The 13,311-nt window shown below is 72.9% G+C and carries 11 protein-coding genes; 3 read left to right on the top strand and 8 right to left on the bottom strand.

Annotated elements, in window-relative coordinates; all coding sequences use genetic code 11:
* Positions 1-84 precede the first annotated feature (84 nt).
* Both SVTN_RS21835 and pdxH read right to left on the bottom strand, forming a co-directional pair.
* On the bottom strand, positions 85-1,413 hold the full coding sequence (locus tag SVTN_RS21835) for a PAS domain-containing protein (RefSeq protein WP_078908779.1): 1,329 nt from the start codon (positions 1,411-1,413) through the stop codon (positions 85-87).
* A 366-nt stretch (positions 1,414-1,779) separates the two neighbouring features.
* Positions 1,780-2,409 (bottom strand): pyridoxamine 5'-phosphate oxidase, encoded by a 630-nt coding sequence (pdxH, locus tag SVTN_RS21830; RefSeq protein WP_174518333.1) that lies wholly within the window; start codon positions 2,407-2,409, stop codon positions 1,780-1,782.
* Between the two features lie 223 nt (positions 2,410-2,632).
* Between pdxH and SVTN_RS21825 the strand changes: the two genes are divergently transcribed.
* On the top strand, positions 2,633-3,733 hold the full coding sequence (locus tag SVTN_RS21825; protein WP_041130614.1) for a citrate synthase 2: 1,101 nt from the start codon (positions 2,633-2,635) through the stop codon (positions 3,731-3,733).
* Positions 3,734-3,983: 250 nt separating this feature from the next.
* On the opposite strand, the gene SVTN_RS21820 is transcribed toward SVTN_RS21825, so the two are convergent.
* Positions 3,984-5,027: an isopenicillin N synthase family dioxygenase gene (locus SVTN_RS21820; RefSeq protein ID WP_041130613.1), complete on the bottom strand. Its 1,044-nt coding sequence runs from the start codon at positions 5,025-5,027 to the stop codon at positions 3,984-3,986.
* Between the two features lie 369 nt (positions 5,028-5,396).
* Between SVTN_RS21820 and SVTN_RS21815 the strand changes: the two genes are divergently transcribed.
* Positions 5,397-6,437: a M4 family metallopeptidase gene (locus tag SVTN_RS21815; protein WP_041130612.1), complete on the top strand. Its 1,041-nt coding sequence runs from the start codon at positions 5,397-5,399 to the stop codon at positions 6,435-6,437.
* Between the two features lie 38 nt (positions 6,438-6,475).
* Here SVTN_RS21815 and SVTN_RS21810 read toward each other — a convergent pair whose 3' ends face one another.
* The 3 genes from SVTN_RS21810 to SVTN_RS21800 are packed head-to-tail and all read right to left on the bottom strand — an operon-like array spanning position 6,476 to position 9,392.
* On the bottom strand, positions 6,476-7,102 hold the full coding sequence (locus tag SVTN_RS21810; protein ID WP_052499245.1) for a TetR/AcrR family transcriptional regulator: 627 nt from the start codon (positions 7,100-7,102) through the stop codon (positions 6,476-6,478).
* Positions 7,090-7,818 (bottom strand): enoyl-CoA hydratase family protein, encoded by a 729-nt coding sequence (locus SVTN_RS21805; protein ID WP_041130611.1) that lies wholly within the window; start codon positions 7,816-7,818, stop codon positions 7,090-7,092. The genes SVTN_RS21810 and SVTN_RS21805 overlap by 13 nt, the downstream gene beginning before the upstream one ends.
* Entirely contained in the window at positions 7,815-9,392 is a 1,578-nt protein-coding gene (locus SVTN_RS21800; protein ID WP_052499244.1) for a 4-coumarate--CoA ligase family protein, read from the bottom strand. The genes SVTN_RS21805 and SVTN_RS21800 overlap by 4 nt, the downstream gene beginning before the upstream one ends.
* Positions 9,393-9,595: 203 nt before the next feature.
* Here SVTN_RS21800 and SVTN_RS21795 point away from each other — a divergent pair, with 203 nt between their 5' ends.
* Positions 9,596-10,162 carry a hypothetical protein gene (locus SVTN_RS21795; protein ID WP_063782269.1) on the top strand — a complete coding sequence of 189 codons (567 nt, stop codon included), beginning with the start codon at positions 9,596-9,598 and terminating at the stop codon, positions 10,160-10,162.
* Positions 10,163-10,251: 89 nt separating this feature from the next.
* Here the strand turns inward: SVTN_RS21795 and SVTN_RS21790 are convergent, their stop codons facing one another.
* A complete protein-coding gene (locus tag SVTN_RS21790; protein ID WP_041130610.1) occupies positions 10,252-11,385 on the bottom strand; it encodes an acyl-CoA dehydrogenase family protein in 1,134 nt (377 codons plus the stop codon).
* Positions 11,382-13,310, bottom strand: coding sequence for an ATP-binding protein (locus tag SVTN_RS21785; RefSeq protein ID WP_041130609.1), 1,929 nt, complete (start codon positions 13,308-13,310; stop codon positions 11,382-11,384). Before SVTN_RS21785 ends, SVTN_RS21790 begins: the two co-directional genes overlap by 4 nt.
* Between the last annotated feature and the right edge of the window lies 1 nt (position 13,311).

The raw sequence follows: 13,311 nt of genomic DNA, 5'->3' as shown, positions 1-13,311 counted from the left end.
CCGGGCCACGACCAGGTTCTCCCGGGGCCGGGACGGCGGACAAGTACCCACAAAAAAGTGGGTGTACGAGGGTGTACGAGGAGGCTAGGGGGCCTCGCCCAGATCGAGGGACATCGCCACCCGGGACGCCACCGACTCCGCGTACACCACGTCCTCGCGCTCGAAGGGCGCCCGGCAGGCGGCGCGCAGGAACGTCAGGACGCCGAGGGTCCGGCCCCGGGAGCGCAGGACCACGCACAGGGCGTGCGCCGCGTCCCCCGGCCACTGGTGGGCCTCCGCCCACACCTCGGCGGTCCGGCCCGCGCTCGCCCGGACCGTGCCGAGCCGGTCCCAGGCCTCGAGGGCGGGGTGCCGGGGCCCGTACCGCAGCGGGATGCCGCCGCCGACGACCGGCGAAAACGGGCCGGGGGCGGTGCCCGCCGGGGTGGCGAGGGCCCGGGTGAGGCGCCGCTCCCCCGCCGGGCGGTCCACCAGGGCGTGGTCGGCGAACCCGGCCAGGGCGAAGTCGAGCAGGACCGTCGCCGCCTCCACCGGGTCCTCGCACTCCGCGGCCGCCGCGCCCGCCCGGTGCAGCTGGCTCCACCGGAACCGCAGCCGGTCCGCCCCGCGCGCCGCGAGCCGCTCCTCCGTGACGTCCTGGAACAGCCAGGCCACGCCCAGCGGCACCGGCTCCTCCGCCATCGGCGACGACAGCCGCAGGAAGCCGCTGCGCCAGCACCGGCGCCGCTCCCCCGAGGAGGTCCTGAGCGTCACCCACACCTCGGCGGGCGCGGGCGGGGTGCCCTCGGCCAGGACGTGCTGAAGGGCCCCCTCCAGCTCCTCCACGCCGTGCAGGACGACGTCCCCGAGGGGCCGCCCGAGCAGGGCCGTGCGCCCGGTTCCGAAGGCGCGGGCGGCGTGACCGTTGATGACGGCGGGCCGCAGATCGGCGTCGACGAGGACGACACCCCACGACGCGTCCTCGAACAGGGCCTCGCTCAGCGCGACCGACCGCTCCAGATCGAGCTGTACGTGCACCTCGCTGAACGCGCAGTACACCCCGGCGGGACCGCCGTCGGCACCACGCACCCCGGCGGCCTGGCTCCGCACGAGGACCCGCCCGCCGTCCTTGCGCAGCAACACGAACTCATGGACCTGCCGCCCGGGCCCCTTCATGGCCCCCATCAGCCGCCCGAGGGTCTCCTCGGCGTCCGCGCTCCGCGCCGCCCACCCCTCGAACCCGCGCCGCCCGACGGCCTCGGCGGCGGACCAGCCGAGGATCCGCTCGGCCTCCCGGTTCCAGTGCGTGACCGTCCCGTCGGCGTCGAACGCGCAGAGCGCCGCGTCCATCCCGTCGAGCAACGCGGCCAGTAGATCGGCCCCCGCCCCCGGGACGGACACGGCATCGCTCGTGGCCCCCGTGAATGCACTCATCCAGGCACCCCCCATGCTGGGACCATTCAACTGGAACGTGACGCAGAGCACACCACCTTCGCTCAAATCATTCGCTTCGAATCACCCGAATAAATCGCTTGAGCGGGAGACGGACCGTTCGTAGTGTGTGGGTACACGCGAAAGGAGGTGATCCGAAAAAATGGTTTCTTTTCGGACTCGTGAGGTGACTGCGGGCTAAGGCCTGCCAGTCGCACTCTGTGCACCTCGGCAGGCCTTCTGCCGAACACCAACGCAGTCACCCGACCCGTGAGTCGCCGGCAGTCCGGCCGGCAGGCATCCGTCCGAACCTAGGCGGACGGTGCCAAGACTCACGGGTCGCCTGCGTTCCCCCTTCTTCCGCGGAGATCAGGGCGCCAGCCGCTCCACCCGCCACGTCCCGTCCGTCTCGTGGACGTAGCGCAGGCGGTCGTGGAGGCGGTTTTCGTGGCCCTGCCAGAATTCGACCGTCTCGGGGACGACGCGGATGCCGCCCCAGGACGGGGGGACCGGGACCTGTTCGGGTTCCGGGTAGCGGGCGGCCAGTTCGTCGTAGCGGGCCAGGAGTTCCGCGCGGGAGTCGATCACCTGGGACTGGGGGCTCGCCCAGGCGCCGAGCTGGGAGCCGTGCGGGCGGGTGCGGAAGTAGGCGACCGTCTCGTCGCGGCCGACGTGGACCGCGCGGCCGGTGACGATGACCTGGCGGGCCAGCGGGTGCCAGGGGAAGAGCAGCGAGGCGTACGGGTTCGCCGCCAGCTCCTTGCCCTTGCGGGACTCGTAGTTGGTGAAGAAGACGAAGCCGGCTTCGTCGTAGTGCTTCAGGAGGACCGTACGGGACGACGGGCGGCCTTCGGGGGTCGCGGTGGACACGATCATCGCGTTCGGTTCGTGGATCGCCGGGTTCTCGGCGGTCTCCTTGAACCAGCGGGCGAACTGGCCGACCGGTTCGGGGGCGAGGTCTGCCACGGTCAGCTCCGTGGTGCGGTACTGCTCGCGCATGTCTGCGGGATCCAGGGCGTCGGTCACAGGGGCCATCCTGCCGCAGCGGCCCAGTCTGCCCGGCACCGGCGGGCGCTAATCCTCTCTCGCCGAATCGGCGCAGTGTGCCGGATGTCACGCTTCCCCGCATCATCGGAACCGTACAGACTCTTCCGCTGGATGACTGTTGATTCCCCACGATCGCCCCACACGGTTGATCGATCATCGATAGAGGAGCCGCCTGATGTCCGACTTCGTACCCGGCCTCGAGGGAGTCGTCGCGTTCGAGACGGAGATCGCCGAACCCGACAAGGAGGGCGGCGCCCTCCGCTATCGCGGGGTCGACATCGAGGATCTCGTGGGCCACGTCTCCTTCGGCAACGTCTGGGGCCTGCTCGTCGACGGTGCCTTCAACCCCGGCCTCCCGGCCGCCGAGCCCTTCCCGATCCCCGTCCACTCCGGTGACATCCGCGTCGACGTGCAGTCCGCGCTCGCGATGCTCGCGCCCGTGTGGGGCCTCAAACCGCTCCTCGACATCTCCGCCGAGCAGGCCCGCGACGACCTCGCCCGCGCCGCCGTCATGGCCCTCTCGTACGTCGCGCAGTCCGCGCGCGGCCAGGGCCTCCCGATGGTCCCGCAGAGCGAGATCGACAAGGCCGAGTCCGTCGTCGAGCGCTTCATGATCCGCTGGCGCGGCGAGCCCGACCCGAAGCACGTCAAGGCCGTCGACGCCTACTGGACCTCCGCCGCCGAGCACGGCATGAACGCGTCCACCTTCACCGCGCGCGTCATCGCCTCCACCGGGGCCGATGTCGCCGCTTCCCTCTCCGGTGCCGTCGGCGCCATGTCCGGGCCGCTGCACGGCGGTGCGCCCTCCCGCGTCCTCGGCATGATCGAGGAGATCGAGCGGACCGGCGACGCCACCGCGTACGTGAAGCAGGCCCTCGACAAGGGCGAGCGCCTGATGGGCTTCGGCCACCGCGTCTACCGCGCCGAGGACCCCCGCGCGCGCGTGCTCCGCCGTACGGCCAAGGAGCTGGCGGCCCCGCGCTTCGAGGTCGCCGAGGCCCTGGAGAAGGCCGCACTGGAGGAGCTGCACAACCGCCGCCCCGACCGCGTCCTCGCCACGAACGTCGAGTTCTGGGCGGCGATCGTCCTCGACTTCGCCGAGGTCCCGGCGCACATGTTCACGTCGATGTTCACGTGCGCGCGTACGGCCGGCTGGTCCGCCCACATCCTGGAGCAGAAGCGCACCGGCCGCCTCGTCCGTCCGTCCGCGCGGTACGTGGGCCCCGGCCAGCGGAACCCGCGTGAGATCGAGGGGTACGCGGACATCGTCGGTTAGAGCCGGCAGGCGGCTGCCGACTGCCGGAGGCGGAGCCGATGCCGAAGCCGGAGCCGGAGCCGAAGCCGGAGCCGGTGCTGAAGCCGGTGGTGCCTGGCGGGCCCGCACAGCCCCGCCAGGCCCACACGGCCCCACCGGGCCCGCAGCCCCGCCGTGGCCCACACGGCCCCACCGGGCCCGCAGCCCCGCCGTGGCCCACACGGCCCACCAGGCCCGCAGCCCCGCACGGCCCTCCGGCCCGCTGCGCCCGCTAGACCAGCTGCGCCGACTGCTCCTGCGGGTGCAGCAGCAGGTCCGCGTGGTGGCGGGCCGTCGTCAGCGGGTGGGCGCGGAGCTTGCCCTTCAGTTCGTTGCGGCCGTACTCGGCGAACAGCGGGTTCGTCGGGTCGGCCGTGACGCCGGGGGCGCGGTCCGCGAACGGGAACTCCAGCGGCGCGATCCTGGCGTCCAGGCGCGGGTTGTAGAAGAACGGCACGGAGAATCGTTCCGTCGCCCCAGGCGGCGACACCACGCGGTGGTTCGTCGCGATCAGGTAGCCGTTCGTGGCGACCTCCAGGAGCTCGCCCAGGTTGACGACGAACGCGCCCGGCAGCGGCGGCACGTCGTGGAACTTCCCGTCCTCGCGCTGCACCTGGAGGCCGCCCACGTGGTCCTGGAGCAGCAGGGTGAGGAAGCCGTAGTCCTTGTGCGCGCCGACGCCCTGGTCGTCGCCCTCGCCGCTGCTGCCCGGGTAGCGCACCAGCTTGAGGTGCGGGTGGGCGCGCGGGCCGAAGATGTCGTCGTAGAAGTCCGCGGGCGCGCCGATCGACGCGAGGAGCTCGTGCAGGAGGCGTTCGGCGACGCCGCTCAGGCGGTCGATCCAGTGCAGGGCCGCCGTGCGCAGCTCGGGCAGGGCGGCGGGCCACTGGTTGGGGCCTTCGAGCCACCAGTACGGGGCTTCCCAGGGGCCGGGGTCGCGCGCGGGGCGCTCGGCGCCGATGTCGAGCTGGTCGCGCCAGTCGCGGGCGCCGGCGGTGCGCTCGTCGCCGATGCGCGTGTAGCCGCGGAAGTGCGGCGAGTTGATGTTGTCGAGGGCGAGCCGGTCGGCCTCGGGCAGCGCGAAGAAGGCGTGCATCGCGTCGGTCAGGGCCTTGGTCTCGGCCTCGGTGATGCCGTGCCCGATGAGCTGGAAGAAGCCCACGTCGTGGGCGGCCGAGTGGAGCTGCGCGTGGAGCAGCCTCCGGGCCTGGTGGCCTCGGTCTGCCGCCGAGAGGTCCACGATGGGGAGCTGCGAGGAGTACGAGCTGTTCGTCATGTGTGTGCATCCGCGGGGTATACGGGTCCCGGGGCGGCCGCCAAGGGTGGGGCGGGGGCCACGGGTGCCGGTCGGCTGGGGCTCGGACGAGGGACCGCGGGGGTGTGGAGTGGTACCCCGGAAGGTCAGGCGGAGCGGCGACAGCCCATGCTCGTGACGCGGACGTAGTCCACGTGGCGACGGCGTACGAGCAGAGGCATGGGGTCAGCGTACTGCGGCGCGGACCGGACCACTGTGGTCCGCATCACGTCCGGCTCCTGGATGGCTCAAAGTCTGTTCAAAGCGGCGGGTCTACGCGAAGATCGCCGCCACGCATGTTGCGTACACGCCATGCTTCCCGTCGCAGCATCCCATCGCAGGAGGATGTCCATGACCCGCCGCACCTCTCGTGGCCTGGTCGCCGCGGCCGCCGTCACCGTGGCCACCGCCACCGCGGCGCTGCTCCCGTCCGCGGGAGCCTCCGCGGCCACCGCGCCGCAGGCCCGCGTCTTCATGGTGAACCCGGTCCAGTCCTCGGGCGACCAGTCCCTCGCCGACCACAAGGACGCGGCGAGCGACGTCCCCGCCTCCGCGTACGCCACGGTCGCGCTCCGCAACCTCGACGCGAGCGGCGGCCTGTCCGGCAAGTGGGCGGCCGTCCGCTCGGAGACCGGCAACCCCGCGAAGGCCTCCGCCGCCGCCACGTACGACCGTCACGACGACGAGTTCGAGCAGGTCATGGCGTACTTCTGGGTCAACGAGGCGCAGGAGTACCTCCAGGGCCTCGGCTTCGGCAGCGAGCTGCGCGGGGCGAACGACCGGGTGCAGCCGGTCCGCCTCAACCAGTGGGGCTCCGACAACTCCTTCTTCACCGACAAGAAGGACGAGATCCGCTTCGGCAAGGGCGGCGTGGACGACGCCGAGGACGCCGAGGTGATCGTCCACGAGTACGGCCACGCCGTGCACGAGGCCCAGGTGCACGGCTTCGGCAGCTCCCCGGAGGCCGGCGCGATCGGCGAGGCCTTCGGCGACTACCTGGCCGTGGAGGTCGGCGCCGCCGCGGACGCCAAGTACGGCTGGCCGATGAAGACCGACCTGGCCTGCGTCGGCGACTGGGACTCCACCGGCTACACGGCGACCGCCCCGCACTGCCTGCGCCGCCTCGACGGCACCAAGACCTACGCGGACTGGGCGGGCGAGGTCCACGCGGACGGCGAGATCTGGTCCCGCGCGCTCTTCGACATCCGGAACAAGCTCGGCGCCCGCACGGCCGACCGGATCATCGTGAACGCGCAGTTCGGCTTCGCCCCCGACACCAGCTTCAAGGACGCGGCCCTGACGACGGTCGCGACCGCGCAGAAGATGTACGGGACGCAGGCCGCGGCGGCCGTGCGCGACGCCTTCCGGGCCCGCGCGATCCCGGGCGTCTGATCCCGGGCGCCTGGAGAGGTCCCGGCCGTCCGACCGCTCTAGTCGCTCAGCGCCTCGTTCACCAGCCGCGCCCACTGGGACACCACCCGTTCCCGGCGGGCGCGGTCGTCCGTGAGGAGGGTGGCGAGGCCCAGGCCGCGGGCCATGTCCAGGAGGCCCTGGACGGTCTCGCGGACGCCGGGCCGTGACTCGTCGGCGCCCAGGACCTCGACGGCGATGCGGTGCGACTCGCGCCCGACGCGGGCCTCCAGCTCCGTGACCCGCTCGCGGAGCTGCTCCTCGTCGGTGGCGGCGACCCACAGGTGGAGCGCGGCCCGGAAGAGGGGCCCGGTGTAGAGGCCGACGAGGGCGGCGACGGCCTGCTCGCGGTCGTCCGTGGGGAGGGCACGCAGGGCCTGCGAGCGCTCCTCCGCGACGTACTCGACGGCGGCCGTGAAGAGGTCCTCGCGGGTGGGGAAGTGGTGCTGGGCGGCGCCCCGGGAGACGCCGGCGCGTTCGGCGACGACGGAGACCGTGGAGCCCGCCCAGCCGTGCTCGGCGAGGCAGGCCACGGCGGCCTCGAGCAGCCGCTGCCGGGTGGCGCGGCTGCGGTCCTGCTTGGGGTTCCGGTCGGGCTTGGTGGTCCCGTCCGGCTTCGGCTGATTCTGTGCGGTCAGAGCCGCCATGCGGGGTCCCGTCGTTCGAGGAAGGCCGTCATCCCCTCGCGCGCCTCGGCGGAGGCGAAGAGCGTGGCCGACCTCTGCACCAGGTCCTCCGCGTCGCGTTCGAAGGTCTCCAGGACTCTAGCGGTGACCAGTCGTTTCGCCTCCCGCAGGCCCTGCGGGGAGCCGGCGCGGAGGGAGTCGAGGATGCCGGGAAGCTCCCCGTCCCCGGCGGTCACGAGGCCCATGGCGATGGCCTCGGGGACCCCGAACCGCTCGCCCGTCAGGTAGTGCCGGGCGGCCGCGCGCGGTTCGAGGCGCGGCAGGAGGGTGAGGGAGATGACGGCGGGCGCGACCCCGATCCGTACCTCGGTGAGGGCGAAGTCCGCCCCCTCCCCGGCGAGGACGATGTCGGCCGCGCCGAGCAGCCCGAGGCCTCCGGCCCGGGTGTGGCTGCCGGCGGTGACGTGGGCGACGACCGGTTTGGGGAGCTCCACTATCTGCCGGAGCAGGTCCACGAAGGCGTACGGGCTGGGCGGGGCCTTCAGGTCGGCGCCCGCGCTGAACGTGGAGCCGGTGTGGGTGAGGACGACGGCCCGGACGGCCGGGTCCTTGCCGCAGGCGGTGAGCGCGTCGGCGAGCTCGGTGACGAGCGGCGCGGAGAGTGCGTTGCGGGCGGCCGGGGAGTCCAGGGCGAGGGTGGTGATGCCCCGCTCCTCGGAGACGTTCACAAGGGTCATGCGCGGTCCCTCAACTCTCTGCGGAGGATCTTCCCGGACGCTGCCCGGGGGACGGTGTCGATGAACTCCACCGCGCGGACCTTCTTGTACGGGGAGACGAGCGCGGCGACGTGCGCGACGACCTCCTCGGCGGTGAGGCCGGGCGCGGTGGGCTGGCGGACGACGAAGGCCTTGGGGATCTCGGTGCCGTCGGCGTCGGTGACGCCGATGACGGCGGCGTCGGCGATGCCCTCGTGGGTGAGGAGGAGGGCTTCGAGCTCGGCGGGAGCGACCTGGAACCCCTTGTACTTGATGAGCTCCTTGACCCGGTCGACGACGAACAGCCACCCGTCCTCGTCGACGCGCCCGATGTCGCCGGTGTGCACCCAGCCGTCGGCGTCGATCATGGCGGCGGTGGCGTCGGGCCGCCCGAGGTACCCCTTCATGACCTGCGGTCCGCGGATCGCGATCTCCCCCTCCTCGCCGGGCGCCGCGTCCTTCTCGGGGTCGTCGAGGGAGAGGATCCGCATCTCGGTGGAGGGCAGGAGCCTGCCGACGGTGCCGGGCGGGGGGTTCTCGGCGTCGTGCGGGGTGACGTGGGTGCCGGGCGACAGCTCCGTCATCCCGTACGCCTGCCGGACGGGCGGCAGCCCGAGCCGGGCCGAACAGGCCTCGGCGAGGGCGGCGTCGAGCGGGGCGGCGGCGCTGACGACGTACTCGAGGGAGGACAGGTCGTAGTCGGCGACGGCCGGGTGCTTGGCGAGGGCGAGGACGATCGGCGGGGCGACGTACAGGCCGTTGATGCGGTGCTTCTGGATGGCGCCGAGGAAGGTGTCGAGCTCGAAGCGGGGCAGGACGACGACGGTGGCGCCGGAGCGGAGGGGGGCGTTCATGAGGGCGGTGAGCCCGTAGATGTGGAAGAAGGGGAGGACGGCGAGGATGCGGTCGCCCGGGCGCGCGGGGGCGAGCGGCTCCAGCTGGGCGAGGTTGGTGGCGATCGAGGTGTGGGTGAGCATGACGCCCTTGGGGACGCCGGTGGTGCCGGAGGAGTACGGGAGGGCGGCGACGTCCCGGTCGGGGTCGATGTCGACCTCGGGGACGGGCGCGGTGGAGCCGAGGAACTCCTGGAGCGACCGCACGCCCGCCCCGTCCGGAGCCTGGTCGCAGACGAAGATCTCCTCGATGCCGCCCACGAGTTCGGCGGCGGCGCGGGCGGAGGCGAGCAGCGGGGACACGGTGACGATCCACCGCGCGGAGGAGTCCCGGAGCTGCTTGGCGAACTCCTCGGGCGTGGCGAGCGGATGCACGGTGGTGACGGCCGCGCCCGCGCGCGTGGCGGCGTAGAAGGCGACCGGGAACAGCACGGTGTTGGGGCTGTGCAGGGCGAGCACGTCCCCCTTCCGCACCCCGGCCCCGGCGAGCCCGGCGGCGACGAGCCGGTGGAAGGCGTCGACCTGGGCGTACGTGAGGGTCAGCTCCCCGGCGCCGTCGATCAGGGCGGGCGTGTCCCCGTACTCGGCGGCGCGCCCGAGGACGGCGTCGTGGATGGGCAGGGAGACGGTGGGAACGGGTTCGTACGCGCTGTGGAACACCATGCGTGGCCCCCTGGGGAGGTGGGAAGGTGAGCGCCAGGATCGCTGCTGCGGGCGGAACTTGGGGAGACCCTGTCAGTACCCAGGAAAACAATCAAGCATGCTTGCATGGTTCTGAGGTGCCACGAACCGGGCAGGCAGGAACGGGGCGACGCTGCCGGACGCAGGCACTGCGCACGGCTCGGCGGGCCTGCGAGGCTGCCGGGATGGGGACGAGGTTCAAGGTTCTTGCCGCGCTCACGGGCGGGATGAGCGCGCTGATGGTGCTGACAGCTTTGCTGACGCTGCTGCCGGGGCGGCTTCCGCTGCCCCCGGACGAAGTCCTGATGGGCATCGCCTTCGCCGTCGCGTTCCCGCTCGGGGCCTGGACCGTCGTCGAGGGGGTCCTGAGCCGTGCCGAACGCAGCATGCAGTGGCCGGCCTTCCGGTGCCTGCCGGGCCGGGTCCAGCTGGCCGTCGGCGCCCTGGTCGTCCTGGCGGTCCTGACCGCCTTCGCCGACGCGGCCACCGGCAGCAGCCGGCAGAGCTCCGACGTCAGGGAAGGCCGTTACTACGCCTTCGAGACCTCCCGGGGGAACCGGGGCACGGTCGAGATCGGCCGGCAGGAGTACGAGGAGCTGGAGGAGAGCAGCCGACGGGGGTCGTTGGCGATCCCCGGAGTCATGCTGGCCGTCCTGACGGCGCTGATCCTCGTCAACGGGGAGCTGCGGCGGGTGCCGGTGCAGGCCGCACAGGCCGCACAGGCCGCACCGGGGGTCGCCGGGCGCCCGTGACCGGCCGGTCCGCCGGCCGGCCCGCGGCCGACAGGCCCTGAACCGGCCGGTCAGGGGCGGGGCGACCGCCGCGAGGCCGACCGGCGGGCTCAGTACGACTTGGGCAGGCCCAGTGACTGGTGGGAGACGTAGTTCAGGATCATCTCCCGGCTCACCGGGGCGATCCTCGCCACCCGGGCCGCCGTGATCAGGCGGGCGAGGCCGAACTCCTTGGTGAGGCCGTTGCCGCCGAGGGTGTGGACGGCGGTGTCGACCGCCTTCACGCACGCCTCCGCCGCCGCGTACTTCGCCATGTTTGCGGCCTCGCCCGCGCCCATGTCGTCGCCCGCGTCGTACAGGGCCGCGGCCTTCGCCATCATCAGGCGGGCCAGTTCGAGTTCGATGTGGGCCTGGGCGAGCGGGTGCGCGATGGCCTGGTGGGCGCCGATCGGGGCCTTCCAGACCTGGCGCTCCTTCGCGTACTTCACCGCCTGCGCGAGGGCGTACCGGCCCATGCCGATCGCGAAGGCCGCCGTCATGATCCGCTCCGGGTTCAGGCCCGCGAAGAGTTGCAGGAGGCCCGCGTCCTCGTCCCCGACCAGGGCGTCGAAGGGGAGGTGTACGTCGTCCAGCGTCAGTTCGAACTGCTTCTCGTTCGCGTCCAGTTCCATCTCGATGTGGCGGCGCCCGAAGCCGGGGGCGTCGCGCGGGACGATGAACAGGCAGGGCTTCAGGTTGCCCGTGCGGGCGTCCGACGTGCGGCCCACGATCAGCGTCGCGTCCGCGATGTCCACTCCCGAGACGAAGACCTTCCGGCCGTTCAGGACCCAGCCCTCCTCGGTGCGGGTCGCCGTCGTCGTGATGCGGTGCGAGTTCGAGCCCGCGTCCGGCTCCGTGATCCCGAACGCCATCGTCTTCGAGCCGTCCGCGAGCCCCGGCAGCCACGCCCGCTTCTGCTCCTCCGTCCCGAAGCGGGCGATGACCGTGCCGCAGATCGCCGGCGACACGACCATCATGAGCAGCGGCGCACCGGCCGCGCCCGCCTCCTCCAGGACGACCGACAGCTCGGTCATGCCGCCGCCCCCGCCGCCGTACTCCTCGGGCAGGTTCACGCCCAGGTAGCCGAGCTTGCCCGCCTCGGCCCACAGCTCGGCCCGGTCGAAGCCGGGGCCGTGGCGGTGGCCGAGGGCGGAGGCGGCGGCCCGGAGGGCGGTCAGCTCTTCGGTCTCGATGAGGGTGCTCATGCGGGGTCTTCCTCCTGTGCTTCGGTCGAGGCGTTTTCCTGTACGACGGCGAGCAGGGCGCCTACCTCGACCTGGCGGCCGGGGGCGGCGTGGAGCGCGGTGAGCGTGCCGGAGGCGGGGGCGATGACGCGGTGCTCCATCTTCATGGCCTCCAGCCAGAGGAGCGGCTGCCCGGCGGTGACCCGGTCGCCGACGGCGAGGCCGTCCGCGACCCGGACGACGGTGCCGGGCATCGGGGCGAGCAGGGAGCCGGGTGCCTGCTGCTCGCGCGGGTCGGTGAAGCGGGGGTGGGCGGTGAGGCGGTGGCCGGCCGCGTACACGACCGTGCCGTCCTGGTACGCCGTGCCGTCCTTGTACGCCGTGCCCTCCTCGTACGCCGTGACGTCGAAGTGCCGTACGACGTCGGCGATTTCGAGGCTCACCCGGTCGGGCGCCGCCGACACGACCCGTACCCCTTCCGGCTTCGTGACCTCGTAGCCTCCCGCCCTCGTCGGCCGGTAGCGGATCTCGTGGTCTCCGTACGTCCTCGTCTCGTCCTGCGAGCGGAGGTTGCGCCAACCGCCGCCGAAACGGCCGGTGCGGGACGCGGCACGGGCGAGGGCCGCCGCGACCGCCGCGTGTTCCTCGCCCTGCGCGGGGGTCGTCAGCTCGGGCAGGTTCCGGTCGTAGAAGCCCGTGTTCAGGGCTTCCCCCGAGGCGTAGTCCGGGTGCTTGAGCGAGGCGAGCAGCAGGTTCCTGTTGGTGACCGGGCCGTGGACCGCCGCCCGCTCCAGGGTGTGGGCGAGCTTGCGGAGGGCCGCCTCCCGGGTCTCCGCGTGGACGATCACCTTCGCGAGCATCGGGTCGTAGTGGACGCCGATCGTGTCCCCGGAGGCGTACCCGGTGTCGACGCGTACGCCCCCGGGGACCTCGAAGCGGTGCAGGACTCCCGTCTGCGGGGCCCAGTCCCGCGCCGGGTCCTCGGCGTAGAGCCGGGCCTCGATCGCGTGGCCGCGCGGGGCCGGGGGCTCGGGGGGAAGCGGACGGCCCTCGGCGACGGCCAGCTGGAGGGCGACGAGGTCGACCCCGTACACCTCCTCCGTCACCGGGTGCTCGACCTGGAGGCGGGTGTTCATCTCCAGGAAGTGCGCACGGCCGTCCGCGACCAGGAACTCGACCGTGCCCGCGCCGACGTAGCCGACGGCCTTCGCGGCGGCCGCCGACCGCTCGTACAGCTCGTCGAGGAGTGCCTCCGGCAGGCCGGGCGCCGGGGCCTCCTCGATGACCTTCTGGTGCCGGCGCTGGAGGGAGCAGTCGCGGGTGCCGAGCGCCCAGACCGTGCCGTGTGCGTCGCAGAGGAGCTGTACCTCGACGTGGCGGCCGTTCTCCACGTACGGCTCGACGAACACCTCGCCGTCGCCGAACGCGCTCGCGGCCTCGGCGGACGCGGCCTCCAACTCGCCTTGCAGAGAGGCGAGTTCCCGTACGATCCGCATGCCCCGGCCGCCGCCGCCCGCCGCCGCCTTCACCAGGACGGGCAGGTCGGCCTCGGTGACCTCCGTGAGGGGCGCGATCCCGAGGAGTTCCTTCGCGCGGGTCTTCGACGCCATCGCCTCGATCGCCGTCGGCGGCGGGCCGATCCAGATCAGCCCCGCGTCGGTCACGGCCCGCGCGAAGTCGGCGTTCTCGGAGAGGAAGCCGTAGCCGGGGTGGACGGCGTCGGCGCCCGCCGCGAGCGCCGCCTTCACCACCAGGTCGCCGCGCAGGTACGTCTCCGAGGGCGCGGCCCCCGGCAGCCGTACCGCCGCGTCGGCCTCCCGGACGTGCAGCGCGCCCGCGTCGGCGTCGGAGTACACGGCGACGGTGGAGATGCCCAGCTCACGGCAGGTGCGGAAGACCCGGCAGGCGATCTCGCCCCGGTTCGCGACAAGAACGGTACTGATCACG

The organism is Streptomyces vietnamensis (assembly GCF_000830005.1).
Classification (GTDB): Bacteria; Actinomycetota; Actinomycetes; order Streptomycetales; family Streptomycetaceae; genus Streptomyces; species Streptomyces vietnamensis.
This window is presented reverse-complemented; position numbering and strand designations above follow the sequence as displayed.